The sequence below is a fragment of the Pseudomonas sp. S04 genome, assembly GCF_009834545.1.
Lineage (GTDB): Bacteria > Pseudomonadota > Gammaproteobacteria > Pseudomonadales > Pseudomonadaceae > Aquipseudomonas.
This window is the reverse complement of sequence record NZ_CP019427.1, coordinates 4102738-4121410: the sequence shown is the minus strand read 5'-3', so window position 1 is coordinate 4121410 and position 18673 is coordinate 4102738. Positions and strand designations below refer to the sequence as shown.

Genomic DNA, 18673 nt, shown 5'->3' with positions numbered 1-18673 from the left:
AGAGTTGCCTCTCCAGAATAGTACTTTGACCTGTTCGTCTTCGTAAATAACTACTTCTTTTCTGTCCTTCGTGTCGAGAGGGTTTTCTGGTTTTGCGTCGACTGTCATTGGTTGGGTTCGCAAATTTTTGTGGATCGCACAGTTGGTAGTTGAGCGCGCTACTGATGATGCGAGTCTATTATTGTCGCGTTGGCTTGTTCCACATAGACAGTGGCTTCCTTAAAAAAGCTCAAAAAATTAATGCTCGTCACTCCCCCTGGATTTTAATTTACGGTAAAGTTATGTCTAATACCAAAAGACTCGCGACCCTTGCTTTTAGTGGGCGGGGATAAGTCCTGCGGAAACGGTAGCAGGGTAGAGTTCTCGGGCTCGGAAATCTGTAAATGATGTCCGTTTCGATGACGGCTGAATGGTGCTGGTACCTAAGCTGTTTGGTTTGAGTTTAAAACCGTATATTGCTTGTTAATATGTCAGGGATCATACGGGTTGTGTTTCCGGTACGCCAAAGTAGCAGTGCTGTCGTGTTTCAGGAGTGTTGTATCGGTGGGTGCTTTGACTGAAAGCGGATTCGGTCTCTGAGCTTGCTGGTAGCGGTACCACGGCTTAATAGGATGGTGCAAGGATGCTGTAGGCGGTCAGAGAGAGCGTTGCAAGATGATTGCTGCGTGATTAGACTGCGCCACATTCGCAAGGACCGCCCGTTTTAAGGACTTTTATGATCAAAAAATGCTTGTTCCCAGCAGCCGGTTACGGCACTCGTTTCCTGCCAGCGACCAAGGCCATGCCTAAAGAAATGCTGCCGGTGGTGAATAAGCCACTGATTCAGTACGGCGTCGAGGAAGCCTTGGACGCTGGCCTGACTGAAATCTCCATCGTTACCGGTCGCGGCAAACGCGCCCTGGAAGACCACTTCGACATCAGCTACGAGCTGGAAAATCAGATCAAGGGCACCGACAAAGAGAAATACCTTGTCGGTATCCGTAAACTGCTCGACGAGTGTTCGTTCTCCTATACCCGTCAGACCGAAATGAAGGGCCTGGGCCACGCGATCCTGACCGGTCGTCCGTTGATCGGCGACGAACCCTTCGCCGTAGTGCTGGCGGACGATTTGTGCGTCAACCTGGAAGGCGACGGCGTCCTGACCCAGATGGTCAAGCTGTACAAGCAGTACCGCTGCACCATCGTCGCGATCCAGGAAGTCGACCCGCAGGAAACCCACAAGTACGGGGTGATCGCCGGTGACCTGATCGGTGACGACCTATACCGCGTGCGCAACATGGTGGAAAAACCAAAACCTGAAGATGCGCCGTCCAACCTGGCCATCATCGGTCGTTACATTCTGACCCCGGACATCTTCAAGCTGATTGAAGACACTGAGCCAGGCAAGGGTGGCGAGATCCAGATCACCGACGCGCTGATGAAGCAGGCGCTAGACGGTTGCGTGATTGCCTACAAGTTCAAGGGCACCCGGTTTGACTGCGGTGGCGCCGAAGGCTACATCGAAGCCACCAACTTCTGCTTCGAGCACTTCTACAAGACGGGCAAGGCTTACTGATAAGCCGTAGGCTCTATCAAAGCTTGGTTGTCTAAGCGACGATAAAAAATGCCCTTTATTGAGAAATACAGGGCATTTTTCATTTCGGATTAAACCCAGCGCCGAAACAGTACGCTGGCATTCACCCCGCCAAACCCGAAGCCATTGGACAGTGCATATTCCATTGGCATGTGCCGGGCTTCGCCCTGAATCAGGTCAAGGCCCTCGGCTGCGCTATCCGGAGTTTGTAGGTTAAGAGTTGCCGGGGCGACCTGGTCACGCAGGGCCAGGATGGCGAAGATCGCTTCGATGCCACCTGCAGCCCCCAGTAGGTGGCCAGTGGCGGATTTGGTGGCGCTGATCGCCAGGCCGCTGTGGGTGCCGAACACCGTCTTGATCGCCGCCAATTCTCCTTTGTCGCCGACCGGCGTCGAGGTAGCGTGGGCGTTCAAGTGCTGGACCTGGGAGGCTTGTATGCCGGCCTGGCGCAGGGCTTGCTGCATGGCTCGGCGTGCGCCGTCTCCGTCTTCCGGGCCGGCGGTCATGTGGTAGGCATCGGCGCTGGTGCCGTAGCCCACCAGTTCGGCGATTGGCTTGGCGCCACGAGCCAGGGCGTGTTCCAGTTCTTCGATCACCAGCAGGCCGGCGCCTTCGCCCATGACAAAACCGTCGCGCGCCGTATCGAAGGGGCGAGAGGCCTGTTCAGGTGTTTCGTTGTGATCGCTTGATAGCGCTCGTGCCGCAGCAAAGCCGGCCAGGCTGACCCGGTGAATGGCCGCTTCGGCCCCGCCACAAATGGCAATGTCCACTTCGCCTGCGCGGATCATGCGTGCGGCGTCGCCAATGGCTTGAACCCCAGCGGCGCACGCCGTTACCGGGGCGCCCAGCGGTCCCTTGAACCCATGTTGAATGGAGATGTGGCCGGCGGCCATGTTGCTAAGGAAGGAAGGGATGGTGAATGGAGACAGGCGTCGCGGCCCCTTGCTATCCGTGGTGCGTACGGCCTCGGCGATCGCCGGAAAGCCACCCACGCCCGAGGCGATGATAGTTGCCGTGCGCTCCTGTTGCTCCGCGGTCTGTGGCGCCCAACCGGCTTGTGCCAGGGCTTCATGGGCGGCGGCCAGGGCAAACAGAATGAAGCGATCCATTTTGCGCTGTTCTTTTGCCGCCAGCAGTTGGTCGGGGTCGAAGCCGGCTTCAGGGTCCTGCGTCCGGTCGGGAACCTGGCCGCCGATGCTGATCGACAGGTCACCAATCAGCGATTCCGGGAGTCGACGAATACCGGATTCGCCCGCCAGCAGGCGTTGCCAAACCGGTTCGACTCCGCAGCCCAGCGGGGTCAATGCGCCCATGCCTGTGACAACAATGCGTTTGCTCATGACAGTCCAGCTCCTTCAGCTTTGTCGGGGATAGTGATGTGTGGACGTAACTATCATCATGAAAGTAACATGCTCGAACGATAAATGTCCGAGCGCATCCCCCAAGGAACCGCCATGCAACGCAAAACCCTGGCCCACGCCGAATGCCCGATCGCCCGCAGCCTGGAAAGGGTGGGTGAGTGGTGGAGTATCTTGATCATGCGTGACGCCTTGCACGGGTTGCGCCGATTCGACGAGTTTTCCCGCAGCCTGGACATTGCGCCGAACATGCTCACCCGGCGCCTGAATTCGTTGGTCGAGGATGGGTTGTTGGAGCGGCGCGCCTACAGTGAGCGGCCTTTACGTTATGAATATGTGCCAACCGCTAAGGGCGAGGACTTTCGTGTGGTGCTGATGGCTTTTGTGGCATGGGGCAATCGGCATTACGCGCCGGAGGGGGAAAGTGTGCAGATTGTCGAGCGCGAGACTGGACGGCCCGTGCAGCCGATGATGGCGGATGTTGTCGATGGGCATTTGGTATCGTTGGAACAATGTTCGGTGCAAGCGGGCCCCGCGGCCACTACCGGCATGCGTCAGCGGCTGAGCGCAATTGCTGCGGACCGCCCCTGACTTTGTGATGCTTCAAGCGTGCTGCGGTCTTCCGGACGCACTAAAGCCCCAACCCCACCTCAACAATCCACAACAGATTCTCCTCATTCCATTCCACCGGTGCCTGTGCCACCTGTCCCAGTGGTGGGACTTTCTGCAGGTGCCATTGCGATTCGCCGTGTTCGTCGGTGCTGCGCAGTGCGCGGAAGTTTTTGCCCTGCAGGTGAATTTCCACCAGTCCTTCGGCTTGGGGTGAGAAGCGGGCAATCGGGTCGAACCTGATGGTGTGGTGCAGGGCCTCGAGCAGCAACTGGTCAATGGCGTAGTTGTAGGTTGCGCCGCTCGGATGGCTTTCGAACACGTGAGTGGGATTGCGGCGGATGCTCAGGCCCGCTTCACTCAAGGGGGTCAGCCAGGTTTCTACCTGGCGATAGAGGTCGTTGACTTGGGTCGGCCAATGATCGATCGCAGTGTCGGTGCAGATTTCCGCCTCATCGGTTCGTTGCAGGCGGTTTTTCAGTTTTGCCGCGAGCTCGTCTGCCTTGTTCATGTCGATTCCTCTTTAAGTCGTTGAGCGGTTGCGGTGAATTCTTGCTGGCTGCGTCCTGTGGGTGGCCTATCGACACCATTTAATTCGTTATACGTCAGTCTTTCACTGCAGTGAACCGATTCGAACATTTAACCCTGCAACCGTCGCTTAGGGTTTTCCCTGGCCGTCGAGACCGCGTATTATTCCCACAAATATGTCTGAAGATTTCCTGTGTGTAACCGTCAGGTCATCAGCCTTGCGCCCCAGCGTGCTATGCAAGGCAACCTCCAGATAAAAAAGATTCTCCTCAGGTGACGTTTAGCGACTTGCCAAAAAATATATCGGCCAGGCATGCGGCTGTCCGCAGGATGGGACGGTGTCCGGTAGCGTTTTAAAGGAATGGGTTTTGACAAAGCGTAGACAGGTAGCAATTGTTGGTTGTTCTTTTCGTTTCCCCGGTTCCACAACCAGCAGTTTCTGGCAGAACCTGATGACGGGGCAGGACCTGGTGACCCAGGTCGATGCCTCGCGCTGGGACCATGCCGAGTTCCTGCACCCGGACAAGGCCAATCCTGCCACCAGCTACACCTTCGCCGCCGGATCTTTGGGCGACATCAGTGCGTTTGACGCGGGCTTCTTTAATATTTCGCCGCGTGAAGCAGCCGTGATGGACCCCCAGCAGCGGATGTTGCTGGAGATGTGCTGGGAAACCTTCGAGAACGCCGGCGTCAAGCCGTCGAGCCTGCGTGGCAGCAACTGCGGGGTGTACTTGGGCATTGCTGGCGTCGAGCAGGCCTATCGCCTGGTCGAAGACCTGGCCTCGATCGATGCGGCCACTGCCACCGGCAATACCATGAGCATTGCCGCCAACCGCCTGTCCTTCTTCTATGACCTGCGCGGGCCGAGCATGGCCATCGATACCGCCTGCTCGTCGTCCCTGGTGGCCTTTCACCAGGCCTGCCAGGCGATCATCAGTGGTGATATCGACCAGGCAGTGACGGGCGGTATCAGCCTGCACATGCACCCCTTCGGCTTCATGATTTTCGCCAAGGCCTCGATGCTCTCGCGTACTGGGCGTTGCCAGGCGTTCGATGAGCGCGGCGACGGTTATGCGCGTTCCGAGGGCGGTGGTCTGTTCCTGCTCAAGGATTACGATCAGGCCCTGGCCGATGGCAACCCGATTCTGGCGGTGGTCGCCGCCAGTGCGGTCAACACCGATGGTCGCAAGTCGAGCCTGACCCTGCCGAGCGCCGATGCACAGGCGGTGCTGCTCAAGCGCACCTACGCCAAGGCCGGGATCGATCCGTCGCAGCTCGACTACCTGGAAGCCCATGGCACTGGCACGGCTGTTGGTGATCCGATCGAGACCCGCGCCATCGGCGAGGCCCTGGGCCAGGCCCGGAAGGCCGGCAACCCGTTGCCGATCGGTTCGATCAAGAGCAACCTCGGTCACCTTGAGGCTGCCTCCGGCGTTGCCGGCCTGATGAAGGCCCTCAACTGCCTGATCGAGCGGGAAGTGCCGGCCACCATCGGCATTGAAGAACTCAACCCGAATATCCCGTTTGCCGACCTGAACTTGCAGGTAGTCACCGAAAGCCGTGCGCTGAAAGCTGAAGGGCAACTGACTGTCGGCATCAACTCGTTCGGTTTTGGTGGCGCCAACGCGCACGTGATCCTGCAAAGTGCCGAGCCGCTGCCGGCGTCCACCACGGCGGGCAACACCCGACGTGTGCCGCTGCTGCTCAGCGCCAAGGATGCCGAAGGCCTGCGCGCCACAGCCGAGGGTTTTGCCGAGTACCTGGCCGCCCACCCGCAGGGCAATTATTACGATGTCGCCTACCAGGCCATGTTCCGGCGCGATGCCCATCCCCATCGTTTGCTGTTGATCGCTGCCGACCCGGCCGAGGCTGCTCAGGCGCTGGCCGACTATGCCCAGGATCCGAGCCTCAGCGAGCTGAGCTCGGTGCTTGAGGTGGGCCAGGCGTTGGATAAAGTCCAGGGCCCGGTGTTCGTGTACTCCGGCAATGGATCGCAATGGCAAGGCATGGGCCGGGCGATGCTCGGCCAGCCGGTGTTCGAAGCTGCGGTGGCTGAAGTCGACGCGCTGTTCCAGCCGCTGGCCGGCTATTCGTTGCGCGCCGAACTGCTGGGCGAAAACGGTGAGGGGCGTTATGCGCGCACCGAGATCGCCCAACCGGCCTTGTTCGCCCTGCAAGTGGCGGTCACGCGCGTACTGGCAGCCCAGGGTTTCCATCCGGCAGCGGTGATCGGGCACAGCGTGGGCGAAGTCGCCGCGGCCTGGGCCAGCGGCGCGCTGAGCCTGGAAGACGCGACCCAGGTTATTTTCCATCGCAGCCGTTTGCAGGGAACGACCCGCGGCACCGGGAAAATGGCTGCCGTCGGTCTCAGTGGCGAGGCCACGGCGATGTTGCTAGTGGAACTGGGGCTGGACGATCGGGTGGTTCTGGCCGGTGAAAACAGTGCGCGGGGCGCTACGGTGGCCGGCCCTGTCGATGCCCTCAGCGAACTCGAACAGGCCCTGACCGAACGCCAGGTGTTTGTCCGTCTGCTGGATTTGGATTACGCCTTCCACTCCCCGGCGATGAACCCGATCGAGCAGCAAGTAATTGCCGATCTGGCGCACATCCGTCCACGCAGTGCGCAGATTCCGTTCTATTCCACGGTGGTCGGCGGCGAGCTCGATGGTCAACGTCTGGACAGCCGTTACTGGTGGCAGAACATTCGCTTCCCGGTGCTGTTCCAGGGGGCGATGGACGAGCTGGTGGGGCAGGGCTTCAACCTGTTCGTCGAGGTGGGTCCGCACCCGATCCTGCGCTCTTACGTCAGCGATGCCCTGACCCAGCGCGAGCTGCCCGGTCAGGTGGTCGCCACCTTGCTGCGCAAGGACGACAGTCCAGCACTGCTTGAGCGTTGCATGGCGCGGCTGTTGATTGCTGGCGCAGAGCCGGATTGGCAGCAACAATTCCCGGTGGCCGGCAACAACTTGCGCCTGCCCAACTACGCCTGGCAGCGCGAACGTTTTCAATTGCCGGTCAGCGCCGAGTCGTTCGGCGTGCTGGCGCGCGAACGTGTGCACCCATTGCTCGGCTACCCGCTGGCCGATCGTGCCCTGACCTGGGAAAACCGACTCGACACGCAGCTGTTCCCGACCCTGGCTGACCACAAGGTCGGTGAAGCGGTGCTGTTCCCCGGCGCCGGTTTCACCGAGCTGGCGCTGGCGGTGGCCTTGCTGCACCAGCCGGGCGAGTTCGTCGACATCGAAGAGTTGGAGATTCACAACCCGCTGTTGCTCGGCAACGAAGGCAGCAAGAAGATCCGCGTCAACATCGAGGAAGCCGACGGCACCTTGCGGATCACCTCGCGCAGCCTGGCCCAACGTGAAGAGTGGGTCCAGCACGTGGTCGCGCGCCTGCCCGGCGAAGCCCGTGGCGTCTTGCTCGGCACGCGTGCACCGGAACTGCCGCAGCGCCCGGCCGACTTCACCGGCGAACAGCATTTGGCGCTGACCCGTGCGGTGGGCCTGAACTATGGCCCGGCCTATCAGGCCGTGGCGGCGGTGTGGGTCGAACCGGCCCACATCCTCGCGCAACTGAGCGTTCCCGAGGCCATCAGCCAGGAGCTGGCGACCCTGCACCTGCACCCGGCGTTGCTCGACGGCGCGTTCCAGTTGATCACCGAATTGCTGGTCGGCCAGCCGGGCAGCAACAAGGGCCTGGCGTTCATCCCGGTCAAGCTCGGGCGCATCGCATTTGCCAAGGCCGGCGGCGTGCCGTGCCTGGCCCAAGTGCGCCAGCTCAAGCGTACCGAGCATTCGTTGCTGGTGGATTTCACCCTGTACGACGCGACCGGCGCAGCGGTGCTGTTCATCAAGGACGCACGTTTCCGTGGCGTGCGCCTGCAACGCGACCGTTCCCATGACATCAAGCGCCTGGCCCACGTTGGTCTCGCCGCGCCAGGTCAGGCGGTGCCCGTGCTGCGCGCAGCCAGCAGCGCCACGCCGTTGGTAGAACACCTGCAGGGCCTGGCCGATGAGCCGGTGCAGCAGCGTTATCTGAATGAAGTCGAACCATTGCTCGATGCCCTGTGCGCGAGTTTTGTGCAGGACCTGATCGAGCAGGCCGGCGGCCGCTTGAGCGCCGAACAGGTTGCGCTGTGGTCGCAACAGGACGGTGTGCCAAGCGATTACCTGGCGACCTTGCTGCGTCAGGGCCTGGAAGACGGCAGCTTGAATTGCGATGCCGACGGCAACTGGTGCGTCGCCGAGGTGGGCGAGCGTCCGGCTTCCGAGGCGATCTGGCAGGAGTTGTTCCAGAGCTACCCGGAGCACTTCCAGATCATCCACTCGGTAGGCCGGATCGGTCGCCACCTGCTGTCCCTGCTCGACGCTCGCCAGACCCTGGAGCAGTTGCTGCCACGGGAAACCAGCGGCGCCAATCTGTCGCGCCTGGTGCTGGGTGCCGCAGGCCAGCAGCGTCTGCTCGCCGGCCTGCGCGAAACCCTGGCCCAGCGTCTCGCCGCGTTGCCGGCCGGGCAACGCCTGCGGGTGCTGGAGTTTGGTTTTGGCGGGCCATCTTTCGCTGAATCGCTGTACGCCGGGATCGATTTTGATCGCGTCGACTACAGCTACTGCGTAGCGGAACCAGAACTGGTGCAGATGCTCGGCGATGATTGCCCGGCACTGCAGGTCATCGATTTTGCACAACTGAGCAGCGCCGCTGGTTACGACTGGGTGCTGTTGCCGACCGATCTGGCGGCCCTGGACAACATTGGCGAAGCGCTGCGCCAGGCAGCCAGTCACCTCAACCCGCACGGGCAGTTGGCCGTGCTGGCGCAACACCCGTCGCGCTGGGCCGACTTCGTGTTTGGCGCCCAGGCCGACTGGTGGCTGGCAGGCCCTGAGCAGGCGCTGTCGCGTCAACAGCGGCCGCAGTTCTGGCTGCATGAGTTGCAGCGTCACGGCCTGAGCGTCAGCCACACCCTGGAAGCACTGCCGGGCAATGCCTGCGGCAGTTATCTGCTGTTGGCCGCTCATGGCGTGAATGCAGCGGCCGCCTTGCCGGAAGTCACCGTGCAACGCTGGGCGTTGCTGGCCGAATCCGGGCAGGCGGCTGCCGAGCAACTGGCCCAGGCCCTGCGTGAGCAAGGCCAGCAGGTCAGCCTGTTGCAGCCCGGTGATGCGCAATCCCTGGCGCAGCAACTCGGCGCGCTGGATCAAGCGCCAGAGCACGTGTTGCACCTGGCCGGTTTTGACAGCAGCCAAGGGCTCGATGGCCAGGGCGCGCGCTGCATGCTGGCGGCGGCGCTGGTCCAGGCCTGCGAGTCGCTGAGTATCGCGCCACAGTGCTGGCTGCTGACCCGTGGCGCGGCTGGTCACCTGTACGCTGCCGAGCAAAGCAGCGATGTCGATGCGATTGCCGATGCGGCGTTCTGGGGCTTCGGTCGAACCCTGGCGAACGAGTCTGCCGGTTGCCGGATCCGTCTGCTCGACCTGGCCTGCGCTGCGCCTGTCGCCAGCCTGGTCCCGGCCCTGTTGCACGCCGACGCCGAGACCGAAGTGGCGATCAGCGCCGCCGGCCAGCGTTATGTGCCGCGCTTGCGCGTCCTGCACGAACACAACGGTGCCAGCGCTGACGGCAACACACGCATCAGCCTGGGCTTCGACCTGCCGGGGCAATTGCGCAACCTGCGCTGGGAAGCCCGTGAGCTGACCGCGCCGGCGGCGGACGAGCTGGACATTGAAGTACGCGCCACCGGCCTGAACTTCCGTGACGTGATGTTTGCCCTCGGCCTGCTGTCCGACGAGGCCATCGAAAATGGCTTCTCCGGTCCGACCATGGGCTTTGAATTTTCCGGTGTGGTCCACGGCAAAGGGTCTGCCGTGTTCGGCGATTTCGCCCCGGGCGATCGCGTGGTGGGTTTTGGCCCGCGCAGTTTCGCCAACCGCCTGGTGACCAACGCCAACGCGGTGGCTCGCATCCCCGAAGGCATGTCCTTCGAGGCCGCGGCGACCATTCCAAGTACCTTCTTCACCGTGTACTACGCGCTGCATCATCTGGCGCGCCTGGAGCCGGGCGAGAAGGTGCTGATCCACGGCGCCGCTGGTGGTGTCGGGATTGCCGCGATCCAGATCGCCAAGTGGTGTGGTGCCGAGATCTATGCCACCGCCGGCAGCGACGAGAAGCGCGACTTCCTGCGTCTGCTGGGCGTCGACAAGGTCTTTGATTCGCGCTCCCTGGCTTATGCCGACGAAGTGCTGGCCCTGACCGATGGGCGTGGCGTCGACGTGGTGCTCAACTCCCTGGCTGGCGAAGCGATCAACCGCAACTTCCAGGTGCTCAAGCCGTTCGGCCGCTTCCTTGAACTGGGCAAGCGCGACTTCTACCAGAACACCCGCATCGGCCTGCGTCCGTTCCGCAACAACATCAGCTACTTCGGCATCGACGCCGACCAGTTGATGAGTGAGCGTCCAGACCTGACCCGGCGCCTGTTCGGGCAAATGATGGAGCTGTTCGAGCAGGGCATCCTGCACCCGCTGCCGTTCCGCGAGTTCGACGCCAACCACGTGACCGAGGCCTTCCGCTACATGCAGCAGGCGCGGCAGATCGGCAAGATCGTGGTGACCTATGGCAACCCGATCGAACGCCTGGTGGAAACCCGCGAACAGCCGGTGCAGTCGTTGCAACTCAGTGCCGAGGTGACCTACCTGGTCACGGGCGGCCTGGGCGGCTTCGGCCTGCGCACCGCGCAGTGGCTGGTGGACAAGGGCGCGCGGCACCTGGTGCTGCTCGGTCGTCGTGGCCCGGCCAGTGTCGAGGCGCAGCCGTGCCTGGCGGCCTGGCAGGCGCAGGGCATCGACGTGCAGGCGCTGGCCTGCGACATCACCGATGTGATGCAAGTGCGCGGCGTGTTCGAACGCATTGCCGCCAGCCCGTATCCATTGCGTGGCCTGGTGCATGCGGCGACAGTGATCGACGACAGTCTGATTCGCAACCTTGATGCCGAACAACTGCAGCGTGTGCTGGAGCCCAAGGCCAAGGGCGCGCAATACCTGCATGAGCTGACCCGCGAGTTGCCGTTGGACTTCTTCGTGATGTTCTCCTCAGCCACCACGCTGTTCGGCAACCCGGGCCAGGCCAACTACGTGGCCGCCAACTATTGGCTCGAAGCGTTGGCTCGGCATCGTCGAGGTCACGGCCTGGCCGCCACCGCGGTGCTCTGGGGCGCGATCGACGACGTTGGCTTCCTGGCACGCAACGAGCAAATCAAGGACGCGCTGCAAAGCCGCATGGGTGGCGCCGCGCTGCGCGCCGAAGTGGCGCTGGCGCACCTGGAGCAGATGCTGCTCAAGGGTGACGACGGGATCGGCGTACTGGAGCTGGAATGGAAAGCCCTGTCGCGCTTCCTGCCGAGCGCTGCGACCCCACGTTTCGTCGAGCTGGTTCGTGCCCATGGCGGTGACCAGGACGATGAGAACGACGCCGAGGACATCCAACGCATGCTCGCCGAGCTTGATGACGAGCAACTGCTGGAGCGTTTCGTCGAACTGCTCAAGCACGAAGTCTGCGAGATTCTGCGCTTGCCGGCCGCGCGCCTGGATACCCAGCGTCCGCTGCAGGAGCTGGGCCTGGACTCGCTGATGAGTGTCGAGTTGGTGGTGGCGCTGGAAGAACGCTTCGGCATTCGCCTGCCAGTGATGGAACTCAGCGAGAGTTCCAGCATCGATAAGCTCAGCGTGCGCATCCTTGACCTGCTGCGTGGTGAAGCGGGGGCCAATGAAACTGCGGCGCCTGCAGCCCTGGCGGAAAACGTATTGGCCCGCCACGGCAGTGAATTGAGCCGCGAGCAAATGGCCGAGCTGAACGCCGAACTGGCTGACAGCGCTGCGGCACCTAACCGTCTGATTGAGTGATGTTTGATTGAGTGATAGTGCGATGACTGCAAAAACGCCCACCGGCCTGAGTGTCGGAATCAAGCAACGGTTGATCCAGCAAGCGCTGGAGCGCCGTCGCAGCGAGGCGGGCGACGCGGCCGGCGGTGCCACCCTGGAGCAGGCGCAACAGGCGGCGCTGAAGGTGCCTGAAGCGTTTTATCGCTTCGACCAGCACCCGGGTTATCAGCAGTTGCGCGTGATGCAACAGGGTGCTGCGCGCCTGGGCCTGAGCAGCCCGTTCTTTCGTTTGCACGAAGGCCTGGCGGGCGCCGAGACCCGCATTGGTGCCCGCGAATACGTCAACTTCGCCAGCTACAACTACCTCGGCTACTCCGGTCACCCGGCGGTGGCCGAAGCGGCCAAGGCCGCCATCGACCGTTACGGCACCTCGGTGTCGGCCAGCCGGCTGGTGTCTGGTGATCGTCCGCTGCACCGCGAGCTGGAGCGTGAGTTGGCCAATCTGTACGAGGTCGACGACGCCATTGTGTTTGTCAGTGGGCATGCCACCAACGTCACTACCATCGGCCATCTGTTCGGCCCCCGTGACCTGGTGCTGCACGACGAGCTGATCCACAACAGTGTCCTGCAAGGCATCCAGTTGTCCGGTGCGCGACGCCTGAGCTTCGCCCACAACGACTGGCAGGCCCTGGACCGGATCCTCGGTGAGCAGCGTCAGCACTTCGAGCGGGTGCTGGTGGTGGTCGAAGGCATCTACAGCATGGACGGCGACTACCCGGACCTGCCGCGTTTCGTCGAACTCAAGCGCAAGCACAAAATCTTCCTGATGGTCGATGAGGCGCATTCGCTGGGCGTGATGGGGGCGACCGGCAAAGGTATTCGCGAGCACTTCCACCTGGCCGGTGATGACGTCGATATCTGGATGGGCACGCTGAGCAAGACCCTCGCCAGTTGCGGAGGCTATATTGCCGGCAGCACGGCGCTGGTCGAGCACCTGAAATTCCTCGCCCCAGGTTTCCTCTACAGCGTCGGCATGCCGCCTTCGGTGACGGCCTCGGCACTGGCGGCGTTGCGTTGCCTGGCCAACGACGGTGATCGGGTGCGGACGGTGCAGGCGCGAGGTGAGCTGTTCCTGCGCCTGGCCAAGGCCGCTGGCCTGAACACCGCCACCAGCAGCGGCCTGGCCGTGATCCCGGTGATCACCGGCAGTTCATTCAAGGCCGGACGGCTGTCCAGCGCCTTGTTCGACCGCGGCATCAATGCCCAGCCGATCCTCTACCCGGCAGTTCCCGAGCACGTCGCACGGGTGCGCTTCTTTGTCTCGTGTGAGCACACGGAAGAGCAAATCATCCAGACCGTGGCCATAGTTGCCGAAGAGTTGGCCAAGATTGGTTGAGCCCAGGCGGCTCACCGCCATCGCGGGCAAGCCCGCTCCCACAGGTCTGGTGGGTGTAAGCAAAATTTGCGAACACCCAGAACCACTGTGGGAGCGGGCTTGCCCGCGATGAGGCCAGCACAGTCAACATCGATGCTGCCTGACACACCGCCATCGCGGGCAAGCCCGCTCCCACAGGTCTGGTGGGTGTATGCAAAATTTTCGAATGCCCAGAACCACTGTGGGAGCGGGCTTGCCCGCGATGAGGCCAGCACAGTCAACATCGATGCTGCCTGACACACCGCCATCGCGGGCAAGCCCGCTCCCACAGGTCTGGTGGGTGTATGCAAAATTTTCGAACGCCCAGAACCACTGTGGGAGCGGGCTCATTCAACATTGATGGTGGCTGACATACCGCCATCGCGGGCAAGCCCGCTCCCACAGGTCTGGTGGGTGTATGCAAAATTTTCGAACGCCCAGAACCACTGTGGGAGCGGGCTTGCCCGCGATGAGGCCAGCACAGTCAACATCGATGCTGCCTGACACACCGCCATCGCGGGCAAGCCCGCTCCCACAGGTCTGGTGGGTGTATGCAAAATTTTCGAACACCCAGAACCACTGTGGGAGCGGGCTCATTCAACATCTATGCTGCCTGACACACCGCCATCGCGGGCAAGCCCGCTCCCACAGGTCTGGTGGGTGTATGCAAAATTTGCGAACACCCAGAACCACTGTGGGAGCGGGCTTGCCCGCGATGAGGCCAGCACAGTCAACATCGATGCTGCCTGACATACCGCCATCGCGGGCAAGCCCGCTCCCACAGGTCTGGTGGGTGTATGCAAAATTTTCGAACGCCCAGAACCACTGTGGGAGCGGGCTTGCCCGCGATGAGGCCAGCACAGTCAACATCGATGCTGCCTGACACACCGCCATCGCGGGCAAGCCCGCTCCCACAGGTCTGGTGGGTGTAAGCAAAATTTGCGAACACCCAGAACCACTGTGGGAGCGGGCTTGCCCGCGATGAGGCCAGCACAGTCAACATCGATGCTGCCTGACACACCGCCATCGCGGGCAAGCCCGCTCCCACAGGTCTGGTGGGTGTAAGCAAAATTTGCGAACGCCCAGAACCACTGTGGGAGCGGGCTTGCCCGCGATGAGGCCAGCACAGTCAACATCGATGCTGCCTGACACACCGCCATCGCGGGCAAGCCCGCTCCCACAGGTCTGGTGGGTGTAAGCAAAATTTTCGAACACCCAGAACCACTGTGGGAGCGGGCTTGCCCGCGATGAGGCCAGCACAGTCAAAATCGATGTTGCCTGACACACCGCCATCGCGGGCAAGCCCGCTCCCACAGGTCTGGTGGGTGTATGCAAAATTTTCGAACACCCAGAACCACTGTGGGAGCGGGCTTGCCCGCGATGAGGCCGGCTCATTCAACATTGATGGTGGCTGACATACCGCCATCGCGGGCAAGCCCGCTCCCACAGGTCTGGTGGGTGTATGCAAAATTTTCGAACACCCAGAACCACTGTAGGAGCGAGCGCCCGCTTGCGGCTTGCTCGCGATGGTCTGGAGAGCGCCGCGGGCAAGCCTTGCAAGCCGCTGTCTCAGATGTACGGCTTTTCGTAGGCGTTGAGCTGTTCGATGAAGCGCCAGTGGCTGCGTTTGTCGAAGCCCATCAGGCGCTTGAGGCGGATGTCCCAGCGCATGTGGTGGTTGGCGATCCAGGGCAGGGCGAACAGGTGGGCGCCGCGCCAGGGGATGAATGGGTTGCGGCGCAGGCTGGCGTAGATTTCCACGCGATGGCTCGGGCGCAAGCTCGGGCAGCGGGCGTGGAAGCCCGAGGTGTCGGCCACCACCAGGGTGTTGGCCGGGACCGAGAAACGTCGAGGTGCCGGCAAACCCAGTTCGGCCAATTCGTGTTCATGAATGCGGAACGAGCCCTCGCGGTGCATCTGCTCGTGGGAGCGTGCCGCACCGAGGCTTTGGCGATACTCCCAGGCCAGACGCTCCGGCGTCAGCCGGTGGGAGCCAGGTACGTAACTGAACGGCCCTTGATCGTCGGCCACGTCATCGAGAAACAGCCAGGCCTTGGCCGTTGGGTGGAAGGTGTCGGCGTGCAGGCGGGTTTGCGGGTCCTGCTCGGCGTTCACGCCATCGATCACGATCGACTGCAATTGATAGGTGATCCCGCCGGTGTTCGACGAGGCATACGCAATCAGGTCGCGCACGCTACGGTCGGCGACAAAGGCGGCGCTGGCCGGGTTTTTCGCCAGCACGTCCTGGTCGAGGCTGACCCGCCGGGTCACCGCCTTGCCTTGGCGCATTTCCCAGCCGGTGCTGCGCAGGTCGCCCAGTTCGGCGCGCAAGGCCGCAAACTGCTCGGCGGGCAGGGCGTTCTCGCGCACGAAAAACCCCTGCTCCTCGAAACTCGCCAGTTCTGCACTGTCCAGCCGTGGTGCCAGGGCCCGGCGCCGCATCGCGGCCATGCCCATGGCCAACTGTCGACGCTGGACGTGCAAGCCTAGGGCGTTGAGCCGGGCGCTGCCCAGTACCGGGTTGTTCTCGAACGATTTGGCGTGGGTCAGCAATTGCAGGCAATGCCAGGGGAGTGCCGCATAGCGGCCGAGATCCTTGAGTGATGCAGGCATGGTCTAATCCTTGAGTGGGACCGCTGCACGGTCGCAGCCGAGCATGGTCCGGGTGTAGTTGCGCAGCGGCAGCAGACGCGCAGGGAGCGTCAGGCGCGGCGGCCTCGGGGTCGACAGGCATGTCAGGGCATGCCAGGCATCGCAGGGCAAAGCTTGCTGGAGGTCGGCATAGCGCGCATAGCGCAACAGGGCGCCGGCTACCAACTGGTCCAGGGTCAGGCGCCGGGTGCGGCGCGGCAAAGGCTGCTGGTCACGGGTCAGGCCCCAACCAGCATAAAACGGGGTGCCGTAGGTGACTACCGTGAGGCCACGCAGTAACGCTTCGAAACCGGCGGTGGAACTGAGGGTGTGCACTTCATCGACCTGCCCATACAGACGGGCGATATCGATCCCCGGCAGCACCTGGTCTGCCAGGCCCAGCAGGCGGTCGGCCGACACCGCGCCATGGCGTTTGCCGGCTTCGACATCCGGGTGCGGTTTGTAGACGATCCAGGCATCGGGAGCGTTGCGGCGGACCTGTTTCAGTAGCTCGAAGTTGTCGTGCAAGGGGCCGCCACTGCAGCGCAGCGAGGCATCGTCCTCCACTTGGCCGGGCACCAGGATCCGACGCTGGCCGGGACGCGCGCAAACCTGAGCGGCCAGGTCACTCTTGAGATTGAATTTGCTGGCCCCCAGGGTCACGATCCGCTCGCGCAGACGCGCCGCCTCGGCCAGCGTGGCCGCAGCGAACTCCCCGTGCTCGAGCAGCGACTCCAGGTCGCTGCTGGCGCTGGCATCGAAGTGCATGCCGCTGCGGTCGAGCACCAGTGACAGGGCGGGTGCATTCAGTGCGCCGAGCCCGTTGGAGCGCAGAAAACCGTCTTCAATTCGCCACAGAGCGACCCCATGGTTGTTGGCGCGAGCCTTGAGATCGGCTGGCTCACGCGCCGCCCAGACCAGCAGCTTGCCGCCTTTGGCCGCGACTTCCGCGACCAGCGCCGGGCGGTCTTCGGCGAACTCCAGACGCCCCCAGCGGCTGCTGAAAAAGCGTCGGACGTTGTGCTGTTTGTGACGCTTGACCCCCAATACCGTGAAGTCCCCGGCAAACTCGCTGTCCCGGGCCTTCTGGCGCGCCAGTTGATGGGCCACGGTCAGGGCGTCGGTGGGCTGGCTGGTCAACGGGTCGACGTAGCGGCAGTAGCGCACATAGGCCGCGGCCACCAGTTGCACCAGGTCCGGTTGCGCCTGACGCCGGGCAATCGGCATGCGGTCGTCAGTCAGGCCCCAGCCAGCATAGAACGGCAGGCCGAAGCAGGTCACCGGCACACCCTGGATCAAGGCTTCCAATCCTGCCTGGCTGGTACCGATGTAGACCCGCCGGGCACGCCGAGCCAACGAGGCCCAGGACACCGGGCGCGCTTCCAGGGTGACGCCACGCTCGGTGGCGGCAGCCAACAGGCAGCTGGGTTTCTGGCCGCCGACGCAATCCGGATGAATGCGCACGCGCACCTCGGCGTCGGGGTTTTCCGCGATGGCTGCGTCGAGCATGCGCACATAGTCGGCCTCGCACAAACCACCACCGGGGATCGAATAATCGCCGGCAGTCTGGTCCACCACCAACACCAATGGACGCTCGCGGCCCAAGGGGTCTTTGGGGTCGAGGTCCGGGGCATTGTTGTATTTGCCGATGCCGCTACTGCGCATCAGGGCGATCAACTGGCGCGCGCTGTCCAGTTCGCCCGCGGTCAGGCTGGCGGGGTCCTGGAGGATGTTTTCCAGCAGCGAAGGGCGGTCGGCCAGGTAGTGGATGCCCACCGGGTCGACCACCAGCGACATCGGCGTGTCGCCCTCGATGCCCAGCGATGAGGAGCGCAGGAAGCCGTCCTCGATGGCGATGTAGGGCAGGCCCCAGCGCTTGCACAGCACTCGCGCCTGGGCCGAGGAGTCCTTGTAGCCGATCCCGGCAATCGCCTTCATGCCTTTGGGCGCGTGCCGCCCACGGCGCCACAACCAGAAGGGCGAACCCTCTGGCCCGAGAAATTGCGGCAGGTGCAGGACGTTCCAGGCCACCCACTGCTGCATGATGCCGACCCAGCCCGGGCCTTCCACTAGCGGCGTGAGATTGATCGGTGGCGATTCGAGGCCGTTCAATGGATTGCCTCCAGGCGCCGCTGCATGCTGCGCACCGGCGGCCAGGGCACCCAGCGCTTGCGCAGCAGGCGGAAACCGTTATGCAGGTAGAGCGCGCGGGCCCGATCGTTGTCCAGCGGCACTTCCAGGAACACCTCCTGAAAACCACTGGTCGCCGCCTGTTGGCAGCAGGCCTGGACCAGCGCCGAGCCGACGCCGTGGTTACGTGCCGTCTTGCTCACGCGCAGGCCGTACAACAGGAATGGATAGCGCCACTCGCGCAGTTCGCTCAAGCAGAATCCGCCAAACCGCAGCCAGCCCATCAGCCAGCCGAACTCACGGACAAAGGGTTGCGGGCGCAGTGCGAAGGGGCCGCGCTGGTGATGCTTGAACGCGACATAGCCGACGGCGATACCGTCTTCAAAGGCCAGCAGCACGCGGTCCCAGTGAATGCTGGGGCCGAGCAGCCGCTCGCGGCAGGCGTTGTCACCGATCAGGAATGCCAGGGAGCCGCGCCCGCCCGTGACCAGGCGCGCCAGTTGCGGATCCGCCAGCGCCTCAGGTGTCAGGTCGCTGCCCAGAACGATCTTGGCCACGA

The 18673-nt window shown here is 62.9% G+C and carries 9 protein-coding genes; 4 read left to right on the top strand and 5 right to left on the bottom strand.

Features of this window, described 5'->3' with window-relative positions; translation table 11 throughout:
• The first annotated feature begins 715 nt into the window (after nt 1-715).
• Nucleotides 716-1555: a UTP--glucose-1-phosphate uridylyltransferase GalU gene (gene galU / locus PspS04_RS18165; RefSeq protein ID WP_159997011.1), complete on the top strand. Its 840-nt coding sequence runs from the start codon at nt 716-718 to the stop codon at nt 1553-1555.
• 89 nt (nt 1556-1644) lie between these two features.
• Here the strand turns inward: galU and fabF are convergent, their stop codons facing one another.
• A complete protein-coding gene (gene fabF / locus PspS04_RS18160) occupies nt 1645-2913 on the bottom strand; it encodes a beta-ketoacyl-ACP synthase II (RefSeq protein ID WP_159997009.1) in 1269 nt (422 codons plus the stop codon).
• A gap of 114 nt (nt 2914-3027) precedes the next feature.
• On the opposite strand from fabF, the gene PspS04_RS18155 reads away from it, so the two are divergent.
• Complete coding sequence (locus PspS04_RS18155; RefSeq protein ID WP_159997007.1) at nt 3028-3522, top strand: winged helix-turn-helix transcriptional regulator; 495 nt, start codon at nt 3028-3030, stop codon at nt 3520-3522.
• A 40-nt stretch (nt 3523-3562) separates the two neighbouring features.
• Here PspS04_RS18155 and PspS04_RS18150 read toward each other — a convergent pair whose 3' ends face one another.
• Nucleotides 3563-4051, bottom strand: a complete 489-nt coding sequence (locus tag PspS04_RS18150; protein ID WP_159997006.1) for a hypothetical protein — start codon at nt 4049-4051, stop codon at nt 3563-3565.
• Between the two features lie 385 nt (nt 4052-4436).
• Here PspS04_RS18150 and PspS04_RS18145 point away from each other — a divergent pair, with 385 nt between their 5' ends.
• Both PspS04_RS18145 and PspS04_RS18140 read left to right on the top strand, forming a co-directional pair.
• Complete coding sequence (locus PspS04_RS18145) at nt 4437-11960, top strand: type I polyketide synthase (protein ID WP_159997004.1); 7524 nt, start codon at nt 4437-4439, stop codon at nt 11958-11960.
• A 22-nt stretch (nt 11961-11982) separates the two neighbouring features.
• Nucleotides 11983-13335: an aminotransferase class I/II-fold pyridoxal phosphate-dependent enzyme gene (locus PspS04_RS18140; RefSeq protein WP_159997002.1), complete on the top strand. Its 1353-nt coding sequence runs from the start codon at nt 11983-11985 to the stop codon at nt 13333-13335.
• A 1587-nt stretch (nt 13336-14922) separates the two neighbouring features.
• Here the strand turns inward: PspS04_RS18140 and PspS04_RS18135 are convergent.
• The 3 genes from PspS04_RS18135 to PspS04_RS18125 are packed head-to-tail and all read right to left on the bottom strand — an operon-like array spanning nt 14923 to nt 18671.
• Nucleotides 14923-15966, bottom strand: coding sequence for a phytanoyl-CoA dioxygenase family protein (locus PspS04_RS18135; protein WP_159997000.1), 1044 nt, complete (start codon nt 15964-15966; stop codon nt 14923-14925).
• 3 nt (nt 15967-15969) lie between these two features.
• Nucleotides 15970-18096: a capsular polysaccharide biosynthesis protein gene (locus PspS04_RS18130; protein ID WP_159996998.1), complete on the bottom strand. Its 2127-nt coding sequence runs from the start codon at nt 18094-18096 to the stop codon at nt 15970-15972.
• Nucleotides 18093-18671, bottom strand: a complete 579-nt coding sequence (locus tag PspS04_RS18125; protein ID WP_159996996.1) for a GNAT family N-acetyltransferase — start codon at nt 18669-18671, stop codon at nt 18093-18095. Before PspS04_RS18125 ends, PspS04_RS18130 begins: the two co-directional genes overlap by 4 nt.
• Between the last annotated feature and the right edge of the window lie 2 nt (nt 18672-18673).

What these genes read in the sequence shown, in the direction of transcription:
- galU (WP_159997011.1), top strand. Translation starts at nt 716, where the DNA reads ATGATCAAAAAATGCTTGTTCCCAGCAGCCGGTTACGGCACTCGTTTC.
- PspS04_RS18135 (WP_159997000.1), bottom strand. Translation starts at nt 15,966, where the DNA reads ATGCCTGCATCACTCAAGGATCTCGGCCGCTATGCGGCACTCCCCTGG.
- PspS04_RS18155 (WP_159997007.1), top strand. Translation starts at nt 3,028, where the DNA reads ATGCAACGCAAAACCCTGGCCCACGCCGAATGCCCGATCGCCCGCAGC.
- fabF (WP_159997009.1), bottom strand. Translation starts at nt 2,913, where the DNA reads ATGAGCAAACGCATTGTTGTCACAGGCATGGGCGCATTGACCCCGCTG.
- PspS04_RS18140 (WP_159997002.1), top strand. Translation starts at nt 11,983, where the DNA reads ATGACTGCAAAAACGCCCACCGGCCTGAGTGTCGGAATCAAGCAACGG.
- PspS04_RS18150 (WP_159997006.1), bottom strand. Translation starts at nt 4,051, where the DNA reads ATGAACAAGGCAGACGAGCTCGCGGCAAAACTGAAAAACCGCCTGCAA.